Annotated in this window: 17 protein-coding genes; 1 reads left to right on the top strand and 16 read right to left on the bottom strand. The window is 53.2% G+C overall.

Annotated features, from left to right (window positions below):
* Nucleotides 1-73: 73 nt before the first annotated feature.
* The 14 genes from NFS18_RS09235 to NFS18_RS09170 form a co-directional block, all read right to left on the bottom strand.
* A complete protein-coding gene (locus NFS18_RS09235; protein WP_251389770.1) occupies nucleotides 74-289 on the bottom strand; it encodes a hypothetical protein in 216 nt (71 codons plus the stop codon).
* A gap of 9 nt (nucleotides 290-298) precedes the next feature.
* A complete protein-coding gene (locus NFS18_RS09230; RefSeq protein WP_251389769.1) occupies nucleotides 299-496 on the bottom strand; it encodes a hypothetical protein in 198 nt (65 codons plus the stop codon).
* On the bottom strand, nucleotides 444-683 hold the full coding sequence (locus tag NFS18_RS09225; RefSeq protein WP_251389768.1) for a hypothetical protein: 240 nt from the start codon (nucleotides 681-683) through the stop codon (nucleotides 444-446). The genes NFS18_RS09230 and NFS18_RS09225 overlap by 53 nt, the downstream gene beginning before the upstream one ends.
* A gap of 2 nt (nucleotides 684-685) precedes the next feature.
* Nucleotides 686-1,165: a DUF4314 domain-containing protein gene (locus tag NFS18_RS19485; RefSeq protein ID WP_331477615.1), complete on the bottom strand. Its 480-nt coding sequence runs from the start codon at nucleotides 1,163-1,165 to the stop codon at nucleotides 686-688.
* Nucleotides 1,143-1,634 (bottom strand): gamma-glutamylcyclotransferase family protein, encoded by a 492-nt coding sequence (locus NFS18_RS09215; RefSeq protein ID WP_251389767.1) that lies wholly within the window; start codon nucleotides 1,632-1,634, stop codon nucleotides 1,143-1,145. The genes NFS18_RS19485 and NFS18_RS09215 overlap by 23 nt, the downstream gene beginning before the upstream one ends.
* Nucleotides 1,635-1,758: 124 nt before the next feature.
* Nucleotides 1,759-2,307 (bottom strand): gamma-glutamylcyclotransferase family protein, encoded by a 549-nt coding sequence (locus tag NFS18_RS09210; RefSeq protein WP_251389809.1) that lies wholly within the window; start codon nucleotides 2,305-2,307, stop codon nucleotides 1,759-1,761.
* Between the two features lie 2 nt (nucleotides 2,308-2,309).
* On the bottom strand, nucleotides 2,310-2,564 hold the full coding sequence (locus tag NFS18_RS09205) for a DpnD/PcfM family protein (protein WP_251389766.1): 255 nt from the start codon (nucleotides 2,562-2,564) through the stop codon (nucleotides 2,310-2,312).
* Nucleotides 2,565-2,633: 69 nt separating this feature from the next.
* Nucleotides 2,634-3,569, bottom strand: a complete 936-nt coding sequence (locus NFS18_RS09200; protein ID WP_251389765.1) for an amidoligase family protein — start codon at nucleotides 3,567-3,569, stop codon at nucleotides 2,634-2,636.
* A gap of 252 nt (nucleotides 3,570-3,821) precedes the next feature.
* The gene (locus tag NFS18_RS09195; RefSeq protein WP_251389764.1) at nucleotides 3,822-4,889 is read right to left on the bottom strand and encodes a hypothetical protein; all 1,068 of its coding nucleotides are present in this window, start codon (nucleotides 4,887-4,889) and stop codon (nucleotides 3,822-3,824) included.
* A gap of 152 nt (nucleotides 4,890-5,041) precedes the next feature.
* The gene (locus NFS18_RS09190) at nucleotides 5,042-5,215 is read right to left on the bottom strand and encodes a hypothetical protein (protein WP_251389763.1); all 174 of its coding nucleotides are present in this window, start codon (nucleotides 5,213-5,215) and stop codon (nucleotides 5,042-5,044) included.
* 87 nt (nucleotides 5,216-5,302) lie between these two features.
* On the bottom strand, nucleotides 5,303-7,522 hold the full coding sequence (locus NFS18_RS09185; RefSeq protein WP_251389762.1) for a DNA cytosine methyltransferase: 2,220 nt from the start codon (nucleotides 7,520-7,522) through the stop codon (nucleotides 5,303-5,305).
* On the bottom strand, nucleotides 7,519-8,832 hold the full coding sequence (locus NFS18_RS09180) for a site-specific DNA-methyltransferase (protein WP_251389761.1): 1,314 nt from the start codon (nucleotides 8,830-8,832) through the stop codon (nucleotides 7,519-7,521). Before NFS18_RS09180 ends, NFS18_RS09185 begins: the two co-directional genes overlap by 4 nt.
* A gap of 18 nt (nucleotides 8,833-8,850) precedes the next feature.
* A complete protein-coding gene (locus NFS18_RS09175; RefSeq protein WP_251389760.1) occupies nucleotides 8,851-9,078 on the bottom strand; it encodes a hypothetical protein in 228 nt (75 codons plus the stop codon).
* On the bottom strand, nucleotides 9,068-9,529 hold the full coding sequence (locus NFS18_RS09170; protein WP_251389759.1) for a hypothetical protein: 462 nt from the start codon (nucleotides 9,527-9,529) through the stop codon (nucleotides 9,068-9,070). The genes NFS18_RS09175 and NFS18_RS09170 overlap by 11 nt, the downstream gene beginning before the upstream one ends.
* A gap of 375 nt (nucleotides 9,530-9,904) precedes the next feature.
* Here NFS18_RS09170 and NFS18_RS09165 point away from each other — a divergent pair, with 375 nt between their 5' ends.
* Nucleotides 9,905-10,090: a SymE family type I addiction module toxin gene (locus NFS18_RS09165; protein ID WP_251389758.1), complete on the top strand. Its 186-nt coding sequence runs from the start codon at nucleotides 9,905-9,907 to the stop codon at nucleotides 10,088-10,090.
* Here NFS18_RS09165 and NFS18_RS09160 read toward each other — a convergent pair.
* Both NFS18_RS09160 and metK read right to left on the bottom strand, forming a co-directional pair.
* Nucleotides 10,084-10,449, bottom strand: coding sequence for an HNH endonuclease (locus NFS18_RS09160; protein WP_251389757.1), 366 nt, complete (start codon nucleotides 10,447-10,449; stop codon nucleotides 10,084-10,086). The two genes, NFS18_RS09165 and NFS18_RS09160, sit on opposite strands and share 7 nt — an antisense overlap.
* Nucleotides 10,450-10,451: 2 nt before the next feature.
* Complete coding sequence (gene metK / locus NFS18_RS09155; protein ID WP_251389756.1) at nucleotides 10,452-11,528, bottom strand: methionine adenosyltransferase; 1,077 nt, start codon at nucleotides 11,526-11,528, stop codon at nucleotides 10,452-10,454.
* Nucleotides 11,529-11,907: the final 379 nt, after the last annotated feature.

Below are 11,907 nucleotides of genomic sequence, written 5' to 3'. Positions count from 1 at the left end.
GTGTACATTATTCAGAGCGGGCATACGGTAAACTGGAGGCGGAAGCCGGATTATACCGGCCCCCGTTTTCTCTTTAGCTGAAATCCACCATACTGGATGTCCGGCATATACGCTTATAGGAACACCCTTTCCAGACATCCCGTCTTTGGTGCCGCACTTTCCGGTTCAGGATTTTCCTGCGGAGCGAAATCCCGTGTTTCAGTTCTCCCCTCATACTGTACGCACCGCTGCCCCTGCACCAGCTGTTCCTTTTTATCCGTGCCGTTCCCGGCATCGGTTCCTGCATCATGGCTGCCTCCTATCCAAGTGAAGCCGCGGCAGCTTCCTTTGAACGGAACATCCGGGAAGAGGAAGCATTGATACGGCTTCCCGTCCGGCTTTCCAGAAAATAATATCTCCCGTCAAAAGACAGCACCTTATATTCAGCCGTCCGCCGCTTCTTCTTATTCGTGATTACAAAACATGTATCCCCTGTTTTCCATACGCTGTTTTCCATTTCCACTGTCCTCCTCCCATCTGGCAAGCTGCATCCGCGTTTTTGCCCTGGCTTTCTTTTTCAGGTTCCGTTTCCAGCGGCGGATAGTGGCTGCCCTGCAGTGGTTCCTGGACCAGCAGTAATCGTCCAGTATGTATCTGCCGCCGTGCTCACGCTCTCCGTAAGCAGGCATCTTTCTGTGCGCCATTTTCATCTCCCCTTCCATGCCGTCCATGTAAACAGCGGTTTCTTCCCCGTCATCCCGGCATCTTCCAGCGCCTCCTCAGTGCCGCAAGGGTCACACACAATGATAGCGGCCCGCCTGCTGACTGCATGGCGGCTCAAATGAGGCATGGGCCTGCCGCAGCGGGGGCAGCTTCCTTCAGGCTGCTCTTTCCCATACTGCGTCAGGAATTCCTTCACAATCTCATCCGTATCAATACGGTGGCAGGCATCTTCCCCATACACCACGCGCAGGCCGCCGCCCGTGCGCCATGCGACTTCGATGCTGCCTGTGTCATCCACCGCTTTCACAATCCCGTGTGTCCCCACGGGCGGGGCCTGGCAGTCGTCCATCCGGTCAAGCACCATCTCGCATCCGGCCGGATATTCACGCCTGATCTTTTCTACGATCTTGCTCTCTGGAAATACCATGCCTGCTCCTCCTTCATTCTGCCATCCTTCCCGCATAGTTAAGGAAGATCCCTGCTTCCCTTTTTCCGATACTGTCCTCCAGTGCCTCCGCAAGAATATGCTCCGGGAAATGGAATGCCTTATAGCCTTCCTCCAGCACCTGATAATAATAAACCGTAGGGGTCCCAAATCGGCAGCGTTCATCCATGATGTAGACCATCGCGGTCAGTTCCCGGCTGGCATCCGTCCCGGCCATGCGGACCGTCAGCTCCATATCCTTTTTGTAATATAAGCTGGGATACCCTTCATAACGGTCAAGCCTTTTTTCATCGCTGGGGGAAATCTCCCAGACCAGCACCGGCACCTGTCTGCCTTTCCTCGGTTCAATGGTGGCACAGCCCTTAAAAAGCAATGCGTAATCATCGACCACCGCAGTTCCGATGATTTTTGCATCCGGGCAGCGGTGGGCCATCTGCTCCACCGACAAGTTGCTGCCGTATGCTATGTAGTATCTCTTATCCTTCATTTGCTTCCGCTCCTTTCTCCCGCCGTTCCCAGGCGGTATAGTATTAATCACTCTTTCTGCCGGTAATAGCAAGCGGTTTCCCGCCCATAAAACTGCCAAATGTACCGGCTGTGGATTGTGTACTTTACCCATTCAGGTAAAGCCCTATGTACTTTTCCGCCGCTTCGTTCCCGATACTGTCCGCCAATCCTTTATCCAGGATATCCGTATCAAAACCCCATGTGCTGTACCCGTCATCCAAAAGCCGGAAATACTCCAGACCCGGCTCTCCGAGGGTGCGCTCCTCGCGCATCACATAGGCCATGCACATTTTCTTTTCCTTCATCCGTCTCCCGGAATCCAGCCTCGTAACGGAAAGCCGGAACTTCCGTTTGTAATAATACCTGGGATACCCTTCATAACGGTCGAGCAGGGCTTCATCCAGCTCCGAGATCTTATAGACCAGTGCCGGGACACAGCAGTTGGCATCCTGCTCAATGGTTGCGTAGCTGCCTGTCCTGCTCTTTTTGAACAGCAGCCGGTACCCTGGGATAACGGCAGTGCCAAATGCCACGGCATCCGGGCAGCGGCTTTTCATCCGTTCCAAGGAAAGGTTGGAGCCATACGCCAGGTAGAATCTGTCCGCCTTCCTCGCAGCCGCCCTGCCCAGGTCAAGGGAAAACACTCCGGCCATTGTCACTCACCGCCTTCCGGATTTTCTTTTATTTCGGTCACGGAATACTCCACGCCCTGAAAATCAGCCTCGTTTAAGTCGATCTGGCTGTCCTGCCACCAGTTCTCTACCATCCGGACGGCTTCCTCCTTTGTCGCTTCCTTCATCTCCGATTCGTACACGGTGATCTCCCTCTGGTAAAGCTCCGACACCGTCACTTTAAATGCCCTGCCGCTTGGGGCTCTGTCTAATGGTTTCCTTCCGTTTTCAATCTTCATAATATTTTCGCCTCCTTCTACCACCCCAAGGGCGGTTCCCCGCCCGGAAGTGTCTGCGGATGGAAGGCTTTATGGCCTTCCGTGTCTCCATGCACAGTTCCCTTCTGCGTTCCGCAGGAAATAATCCCTTGCGGTTTTGAACTCATCCCCGATGAATCCCAGCCGGAGCATCCAGCACCGCAGTGCGTAAGCCACATTCTCATCCTGCTGTTTCTTAGGGCTTGCGTACCGCAGTTCTTTCGCAAGCTCGCTCATCGCAAGGCAAAGCTGGATCATGGATTTTAACTGCCCCGCATGCAATCCCCCCTGCTTTCCTTCGCCTGGCTCATCAAACTGGAAAAGCCGGAATTCGATGGTGTGGTAGCGGTTGAAAAAGCTGTGGAGGTTCAGCATCCGGTACCGTGTTCCTGAGTAATGGGAAGTATCCCGTTCCCCGTTGTACCAGCACCGGCTGAGCGCCTCCATGCTCTTCGGTTTCTGCCGGTTCAGCCTCTCCAGGAAATCCGGGTCTACCGTGCGGCAGTAACGGCTCTGCCTCCAGCGGTCGATCCTGACTGCCTGTGTCAGCTGTTCCTCATGGGCTGCCATGATGTTGACCAGGTTCCGGATGGTCTGCGGTGTGTGTCCCTGCCCGCCGATGTGAATATGGACTCCGCATCCCCGGCTTGCCGAACTTCTTCCCCCTGCTCTCCGGAGAACTCTGACAAGCCTCTGCAGGGTTTCAATGTCGCCGTAGGTAAGGACCGGTGTGACCATCTCGCATTTTTGGCTGTCCGGCCCCTCAATGCTGACATCCCTCTGGAACTTCCATTCCCTTCCCTGTGCGTCCCATGCCGACCAGGTGTAATATCCGTTCCGGCCTGCGGTGTTTTCATACCGTCCGGTTCCAAAAAACTCTGCCGCTTTCTTTGCAGCTTTTTCTCTGGTGATGTTGTTCATCTCGACCTCTACTCCAACGGTCTGGTTTTTCATCGCTTCAATCTGTGCCCTTGTCTTTTCGTTCATGCCTGTTATCTCCTTTGCAAATCCGCTTGTCTGCGGTGTTTTCTGCTCTTTTGTTGTGTCTATATATCACTCTGAATGCAGATAATAGCAAGTTGATAACGGGCATAAATGTACCAAAGATCTGGGGCAAAGAATGTGTATATTATGGTGGAGAAATCTCTTGATAATGTACATTATCAGAGGTAATATCCCTTACAATGGAGGGGGTGCCTGATTATGTCCCGCCCCCGGTTACCAGCCGGGCACAAAGACTTATTCTCCAAATGCGGCGTTGACTGCGGCAATGTAGGCGGCGTCCGCCACCGCCTCTGCGGTCTGTGCTTCATCCAAACCGTTTAGTTCCGCATTCAGGCGGGTATCCGCTTCCAGCTCCGCCAGTTCTTTTTTCTGTGCCTCACGCTTTGCTTTATTTTTCGCTTTTGCCTTTTTTGCCTCCTCCGGGGTCCGGAATGCGGCGTGTCCGCCAAGGTTCTCCATCAGCACCTTTCTGGTGGATTTGTAGTCATCCCCGTTCATCCCCAGCCGGAGGAGCCAGATGCGGAATGCGTATTTTTCATTATCGGTATTGACCTCTTTTGCCTGAATCCGTTTCTGGGAAAGCGCCATGCCATTCATCATGGCCGCCAGCTGGCAAAATGCATCAGCGTGTGCTTTATCAGCCGGTACCGGAAAGCCTGTGAAGGAAATCTGCTCCTCTGTAATCTTAAGTCCCTCCATGCCGCCGTGTGCTTCCGTATAATCTGTCAGTGTTTTCAAAAAACTCTGGACTGCGGTGGTGCAGGAATCATCCTGCAGGGCCTCTGCCAGTTCCTTTGCCACATGGAAGTTCCCTCCGGTAGCTCTGCTAAGAAGCGGTCCTCTGCTGTAAACCATGTTCACAAGGTTTCTCAGGGAAACTCCCGTATGCGCCCCCATCGGCAGGCTGATCACCATATCCAAGGATTCCTCCCCTTCCTGGGCGGCTGCTCCCTCCTGGGGCTCTGCCCCGTATCCACTGTCCGGGATTGCATCAGCCTCATCTCTTGTATCCGGAGATTCCTCTGTCTGTTCCTGCTGTGCTTCCTCCGCATTCTCTTCCGGTGCAGTTCCGATGATTCCCTCATCAGCCCTAATCAGCCCTTCCTCTCTCAGTGTGGTGAGGATTCCGGATTCTGCCGCATCCTCTTCCACCGTAAGGCTGCCATCCCGTTCCACCGTGTAAGCGCCGATCTCGTATGCGCATCTTGGAACTTTTGTGTAGTGAGGGGCAATCCCTGTAAGCTCTCCTAATCTCTTGACCAGTACCTTTCTCTCCTCTATGTTCTTTTCAAATCTCATCATGTCCTGCCGCTCCTTTCTTTGTTCTCCCGGCTCTTTGCCGGTGTTCTTTGGCGTATGGTATTAATCACTCTAAAGCCGGGATAAGTCAACGGATACCGCCGCAAATGTATGGAATTGACCTAATGCACAAATACCCGTGCAGGAATTGTGCATTAGTGTAAGTCGTTGCCATCTTTCCGTTTTCTGCTTTTCTCCATGGTCTCCCGTATCCATTCTATCTGTTCCTTGTCATCATCCTCATCCACAGCCATCGAACAGATGGAGAGGGTGACCAGAAATGCAGCCGCAATAAAAACAACAGCAGCCACTGTAATCAGCCATCCCATAAAACTCCCCCTCCTATGTACTATGGCAGAAGCCGACCATGCCGCTTATGGTCTCCCATCGGCGGCAGAGGCGGCTCCTGCCATATTTCATGAATCACTATCCCTGTCTTTCTGCGCCGCCCACACGATACCGGACAGTACAAAATAAGCGCACGGCAGTGCGATGCCGTTTCCCCAGAGTTTATATTCCGCGGAATCAGAATATGGATCTGCCAGCCATTTCCGGATCTGTTTCTCAGTCTTCGGCTTTTTGGATGTCCCCATGACCTTCCGGTGTGTTTCCCACACTTCCACCCAGAACTCTATTTCTTCTGTGGTCGGATTCTCTATCCCCAAACCGCCGCACCACCAGTCCGGGAAGCCCTGGAGCCTTGCGCACTCGGTCGGAGTCAGGCGGCGTACAATATAGTACGGCTCCGGTTCGGGCTTGTCATTTACGACCGGCGGGTCTTTATAATCTGTTGCCACCAGTGTATTTGCCAGTTCTTTCTCTGCCCTGGTGAAATGCGAATTTTTACTGATGCTGTAGATCGGGCAGGCTACCGCATGCCGGTCTGCGGCAGTCAGTGAAAACGAAACCTCTTCGCCCACGCCGCTGCCCTGCGGCCCATTCTTATCCTCCCTGCCGATCATGCTGCCCTGCAGGACATAGGTCTGCTGTTTCATTCCCGGCTCCGCCGCAAGCGCGCCGGTAGCATCTCCAAGGTCACGCACTTCATCCCTCTGGTTCTGTGCGAAAGCGACGATGGCAATCCCGCCCTGGTTGCAGCCCGGATTTCCGCCATTGGCATCCAGCGTCCGGGAGGTCTGCGCTTCATAAAATCCGGATTTCGGATTGTCAGACTTCATGGCGTTACTGTCCTTAGAACAGATACCAAATGCGCCCACCACCAGTTCACTGCACCGGGATTCCCCGGTATCAAATGTGTTCAGCGTATTTGCCACATCCCCCTCTTTCCAGACCTGCCCTTCTCCGGCTGAATGCGGGCGCGTCCCTTTGCAGAATGGTACAAATACTGTCTGGTCATTGTTGCATCCGAGTGTCGCTGATAAATCTTCCTGCACCAGCGGCCCCTTTCCGCCACCGATACATCCGCTGCGTATTTTCAGTGTCTTTGGCTTTTCCACCACAAAAGGCTGGTTATTGCCGCCCATGCCGTAAGTGGCATTGACCGTGGGCGCTGTGTCCAGCGGTCCCGTATATCTGGTATCCTGGGAATGGTTTTCATACATCTCCGGTAATTCTTCCGGTTCCGTCATGACCAGAGGCACATTTCCGCCTCCAGTCCCCATCCGGCCGGTCAGCGTCTGCACCCTGCCATCTTCGGAAATATCCACACGGCTGTCTGCCGGGTGGTTTTCCAGTGCCACAGCTGCCGGGACCACCCCGGCCCGCAAGGTCGGGGATGTCTCCTCTTCATAACCGATGCCCCGTGACTGTGCGGAATGTTCCGTGCAGAACCCGGCTGCCTCCATCACACACGGGGGATGGTGCGCTTCTGCCCGCAGGGTACAGGCAACCTCTTCTGTCACATCCATGCGGCTGCCGCCCTGGTCGTTTAAGACGATCCTTCCGGCTCCTCCGCCGCCTGCCGTTCCAGCGCCAGCCGCAAAATCTCCGGCAGCTCTTTGCCACGCACGGAAGCCCTCCGCAGAATACCCCGACACGCCTTCGGACTCAAATAATATCTCCGGGGCACTTTCACCTGCAAAATCTGCGACAAGGAAGATACGTTTTCTTCTCTGGGGAACTCCCCACCACTGCGCATCAAGAACCCTGTATGCGGCTGACCATCCGTCTCCCACATAGTAGTCGGCGTAGGGCCAGCCTTTTTTACCAGGCGCAGGCACCTGGGCGGCCGGTTCTTTAATGCCGATGACGGCTTCAAGGACCGCCCTGAAATCTTCTCCTTTGTTGCTGGAGAAGGCGCCGGGGACATTCTCCCAGCAGATAAATCTTGGTTTCTCTCCATTGGTCTTCTCCCTCATTTCTTTCACGATTCTGACTGCCTCATAAAACAGGCTGGACCGTGAACCGTCCAGGCCACTCCGTTTCCCGGCAATGGACATATCCTGGCATGGTGAGCCGAAGGTAATGATATCCACAGGCGGGAGTTCTGCCCCGCTGATGCCTGAAACATCCCCGTAATGCTGCATCTGCGGAAGCCTCGCTGTGGTCACCCGCACAGCGAATGGCTCAATTTCAGATGCCCACAAAGGCGTCACCCCGGCAAGGATGCCGGCCAGAGGAAAACCCCCGGAACCGTCAAACAGGCTGCCGAGGGTCAGTGTCTTATCTCCCGTCATTCCAGCACACCTCCAGACTCCGTGGCGGCCTGCTCCCCTGACGGGAGATCATCTGCATCCAACTGCACCACCTCATCCAGTGACAGCTTCTGCCCGTCACGGATAACGTACACATCATCATACCGGCCTTCTTTATACTTGATATAGCGTTTGACCGCCACATCCACAAATTTTTCCTCCAGCTCCACGCCATAGCAGATACGTTCCAGTTCCTCACAGGCAATCAAGGTAGATGCCGAGCCGAGGAACCCATCCAGCACAACGCCGTTGGTCATTGTACACTGCTTAATCAGGTAAGCAATCAGCGGGACCGGCTTGCTGGACGGATGCCCACAGCCTTCCTCCTTAGAACTTTTCAGCCTTGGGAAATCAAAAACAGTTACCTGTTTCTGGTCGCCATACCAGCGATGCCGGCCGTCTTTACGCCATCCAAAGATGATCGGTTCGTGGATGTATTTCCAGTCCGTCCTTGTCAGTACCAGACGGTCCTTCTTCCAAACCAGCCCTGCTCCGACTTTGAAACCTGCATCCTCAAACGCATCATGGAAAATCCGGGCTTTTGCCGTAGCGTAAAACACATAGATGGATGCGTCATTTGCCATCGCTTCGTGGAAGCAGGAAAAGGCTTTCATCAGAAATTCCGCAGCATCATGGTCATTCAGATCATCGTTTGTAATGGTGCCGGATGTACTTTGCAACGCCACCATATATGGCGGGTCCGTACACACAAGATTTGCTTTGACTTCCCCCATCAGCCAGGTATAGGTTTCCGGCAGAGTGGAATCACCGCAAATGACCGCATGCTTGCCAAGATGCCAGATGTCCCCCCTCTTTGAAAAAGCCGGCCGTTTCAATTCGCTCTCCACATCGAAATCATCTTCTTTGACTTCTTTGTCATGGACTTTATTGAAAAGTTCGTCAATTTCTGGCGGGTCAAAGCCAGTTTTGCCTAAGTCAAAGTCGCTGTTCTCGATGTCCTTCAACAGGTCAGCCAGCAGGGAATCATCCCACGCACCCGTGATCTTATTGAGGGCAATGTTCAATGCCTTCTCTCGGACTTTGTCAATATCGACCACCGCGCATGGCACTTCTGTATAACCCAGGTCCATTGCCACAGTCAGCCTCTGGTGGCCGCCGATGATCGTCATATCGGCATTGACCACAAGCGGGTCTGCGAAACCAAACTCTGTGATGGAATTTTTAATTTTCTCGTACTCCTTATCCCCCGGCTTTAATTTCTTCCGGGGATTGTATGCGGCCGGCCTAAGTACGCCCACCGGCAGCACTTTCAGTTGTGCAGTTTTCTGCATCCATGCGTCCTCCTTTACTCAGACGCGCATAACCTCTGAGAACGGCACGAAAAAAGAACCGAATGAGAACCCCGGCTCTGCCTCTTCCCCGCCCTCCGGCGTCTGTTCATTCATGGGACACCACTGCGGATTTTCTCCATAAGCGGATGCAAGCACCCTGTCCTCACAGTGGTCTATCTCATGTACGCAGATACCCATCGTATTGCAGACGGAATACACACCAATGGTTTTTACTTTATCCTTCATTTTCCTCACGCTCCTTCCGTTTTGCCCGCCCCCTGTTGGCACAGGCATGGCTGCAGTATTTCCTCACCCTCCCATACTCCCGGCTTGCCAGAAACGGTTTCCCGCATTCCGGGCAGATGGCAGTCCGGGTGGATTTCCAATTCTCCGGGCGCGGATGCCTGTTCTTCCAGGCATACCTGCAGGGCTCCGAACAGAATATCCTTGGACGGCCTTTGCCATTTTGTACGACTGCCGCACCGCAGTTAGGGCAGAACCGCTTCGCCATATCTTCCAGCATCTCTGTATTTGCTTCCACCGCCGCCCCTCCTATCTGCCGGGTTTCATATTGCACCGTAACCCCGCCCATTTTGCGGAAAAATTCCAAAAAACATATAAAAAATGATGAGGTGATTTTTCTGCATAACAGTATGGTTGGCACATGGGTAATCGTTGCTCTATTCCAGATTTTCATATTTCTCCGGAACAAACAAAAACACACGAAAGTTCCCGTTTTATCAAGGGATTTCATGTGTTCTGGTTCATTTCGGATATTGAAAAGCCGGGGTCTGGCAGTGCTGCCGCGCCTCCTGGTCCATAAGTTTCATTTTGCGCCGTAACTGCCAGACCCCCGGCCTATCAAATTCGCGGTTTTTTACGTTTGAGGGGGCGGCGGTCTCCGTGTCACTTCACCACAGAGAAGTGAACCCGGCCCCCGGCGGGGTCTTCCCGCCATAATGTACACAAGGAAAACCACAAAAATCTGTGCAGATTATGGCATCGGATTAACTGGATATATTTTCTTTCAGAGGTAACATGACCACACAGCAAAGAAAGGAGGCATGAACCTTTGAACGAGAAACAGAAAAGGAACCGCCGAAGGAAAGTCTATCTCACTTATCATGGCAGCACCCCTTTCCCACAGATCCGTCTGGAAGGGAAGTGGCTGGAGCAGCTCGGTTTCACAGCCGGCAGCTTCGTGTCCATCCAATGTGAGGAAGGACGGCTGGTGATCGAGAAAGACACTGCTCAATAGGTGTAGGTCGGATTGTTATCTTCCGCCCGTGTCTTTTTATCATGGCACTGCTTACATAAACTCCTCCAGTTGCTCCGGTTCCAGAACAGCCTTTGGTCGCCGCGGTGTGGGGTGATGTGGTCAACCCCTGTCGCCTTCACATACCGCGGCGGCTGTTTCTTCATGCACAGCACACACAGCGGATGCGCCTGCAGGTATTCCCGGCTGGCTTTCTGCCACTTCCTTCCGTACCCACGCTTTGCAGCTGACCGCACCTCCTCCGGGTGTAGTGCTTTGTGTTTTTCACAATACTTTGTCCCTGGTTCCACCAGCTCCGCACAGCCAGGGTGTTTGCAGGGTACCTTTGGTTTGTACGGCATCCCTATTCCTCCCACGGAAGTCCGGGCTTCCCGAAGTGTCCGTAAGTGGATACCAAGTTATAATCCACATCCAGCAGATGCAAGCGGCTAATGATTCCCCTCGGTGTCAGATCGTAGCTGTCCTCCACATAAGCCTGGATGAAATCCAATGGCTGGAACTCTGTGCCGAAGCAGTCCACATTTACCGACACCGGATGTTCCATCCCGATGGCATAGGCAATCTGGATTTCACACTGCTCCGCATATCCAGCCTGCACAATGTCACGGGCGATCTTTCTCGCCATGTATGCAGCCGAACAGTCAACCTTGCTGGGGTCTTTCCCGGATAACGCACCGCCGCCGATCCTGCCAATGCCACCGTAGGTATCACATGCCAGCTTGCGTCCGGTCACGCCGCAGTCAGCAAAGGAACCGCCAACCACAAACCGCCCGGTCGGATTGACCAGTTTCACGAAATCACCATTCAGCCCGTACTCACAGGCAGCCAGCACCATCATCCCCTCGATGATGTGCCGGAAATCACCGACCTCCACATCCGGGCTGTGCTGCACGGAGCAGAGGAAAGCGGTGATCCGTCCGCTGTCATAGTCAAAGCTGACCTGTGCTTTGGCATCCGCACGAAACATCTTTGACGGATGGTTCTTCAAAAGCCGCAGGAACTTGGTCGCCACCGCAAACGGGACCGGGAGAAGCTCCGGTGTTTCGTTGGTTGCGTATCCGAACATAATGCCCTGGTCTCCGGCTCCGCCCTTATCCACACCAAGGGCGATGTCCGGGGACTGTTCCTTTACCATGAGGGCGACATCCAAAGGGCTGATGATTTCCATCCTGCCGTATTCCGTCTTTCCCTTTCCGATACGCTCCAAAACATCATCCACCAGTTTCCGGTAGTCTGGCTGGTTCTTGCTGGTCAGCTCCCCGGCGATAATGAGGCGGCTGTCTTTTAACAGGCATTCAATCGCCACCCTGCTGTCCTTGTCATGTACCAGGCAGTCCGTCACAATGGCATCCGCAACCTGGTCACAAATTTTATCGGGATGCCCGTCTGACACCTGTTCACATGTTAAAATTCTGCTCATAGTTTTACTTCTCCTCTCGTTTTGTCTATGTATCAAAGCAGGCACCCTTTGCCCCTGCTCACCTTGTAAGGATTCCCACAAAGCAAGCCGCCGCAAAGGATGCCTGATATGATCTGTTATTCGCCACATTAAATCGCAATGTAGGAGATTGTAGGAGATGAACGCACCCCAAAATCCGTACCTCCTACAATCTTCAAATCCCGGTTTTCCTTGGAAACAAGCCATTTTCCTGATTTTCTTTTTCTGTTTTTATTCTTTTGTAGGGGATGTAGGAGATAAAATATAAATCCCCTATAAAAGAAACAATAAAAAACAATAACCTATTTTCCTCCTACATTTCCTACATCCCATCTTGGAAAGCTAAAAAGTAGCATAAAAT

It is taken from the genome of Mediterraneibacter agrestimuris, assembly GCF_943193195.1.
GTDB classification, from domain to species: Bacteria; Bacillota; Clostridia; order Lachnospirales; family Lachnospiraceae; genus Schaedlerella; species Schaedlerella agrestimuris.
Note: the sequence above shows the minus strand (reverse complement) of the source record. Positions and strands in the feature narration are given on the sequence as shown.

Coding starts and splice junctions, on each gene's coding strand:
- NFS18_RS09235 (WP_251389770.1), bottom strand. CDS start 289: ATGATGCAGGAACCGATGCCGGGAACGGCACGGATAAAAAGGAACAGC.
- NFS18_RS09230 (WP_251389769.1), bottom strand. CDS start 496: ATGGAAAACAGCGTATGGAAAACAGGGGATACATGTTTTGTAATCACG.
- NFS18_RS09225 (WP_251389768.1), bottom strand. CDS start 683: ATGGCGCACAGAAAGATGCCTGCTTACGGAGAGCGTGAGCACGGCGGC.
- NFS18_RS19485 (WP_331477615.1), bottom strand. CDS start 1,165: ATGCGGGAAGGATGGCAGAATGAAGGAGGAGCAGGCATGGTATTTCCA.
- NFS18_RS09215 (WP_251389767.1), bottom strand. CDS start 1,634: ATGAAGGATAAGAGATACTACATAGCATACGGCAGCAACTTGTCGGTG.
- NFS18_RS09210 (WP_251389809.1), bottom strand. CDS start 2,307: ATGGCCGGAGTGTTTTCCCTTGACCTGGGCAGGGCGGCTGCGAGGAAG.
- NFS18_RS09205 (WP_251389766.1), bottom strand. CDS start 2,564: ATGAAGATTGAAAACGGAAGGAAACCATTAGACAGAGCCCCAAGCGGC.
- NFS18_RS09200 (WP_251389765.1), bottom strand. CDS start 3,569: ATGAACGAAAAGACAAGGGCACAGATTGAAGCGATGAAAAACCAGACC.
- NFS18_RS09195 (WP_251389764.1), bottom strand. CDS start 4,889: ATGATGAGATTTGAAAAGAACATAGAGGAGAGAAAGGTACTGGTCAAG.
- NFS18_RS09190 (WP_251389763.1), bottom strand. CDS start 5,215: ATGGGATGGCTGATTACAGTGGCTGCTGTTGTTTTTATTGCGGCTGCA.
- NFS18_RS09185 (WP_251389762.1), bottom strand. CDS start 7,522: ATGACGGGAGATAAGACACTGACCCTCGGCAGCCTGTTTGACGGTTCC.
- NFS18_RS09180 (WP_251389761.1), bottom strand. CDS start 8,832: ATGCAGAAAACTGCACAACTGAAAGTGCTGCCGGTGGGCGTACTTAGG.
- NFS18_RS09175 (WP_251389760.1), bottom strand. CDS start 9,078: ATGAAGGATAAAGTAAAAACCATTGGTGTGTATTCCGTCTGCAATACG.
- NFS18_RS09170 (WP_251389759.1), bottom strand. CDS start 9,529: ATGAAAATCTGGAATAGAGCAACGATTACCCATGTGCCAACCATACTG.
- NFS18_RS09160 (WP_251389757.1), bottom strand. CDS start 10,449: ATGCCGTACAAACCAAAGGTACCCTGCAAACACCCTGGCTGTGCGGAG.
- metK (WP_251389756.1), bottom strand. CDS start 11,528: ATGAGCAGAATTTTAACATGTGAACAGGTGTCAGACGGGCATCCCGAT.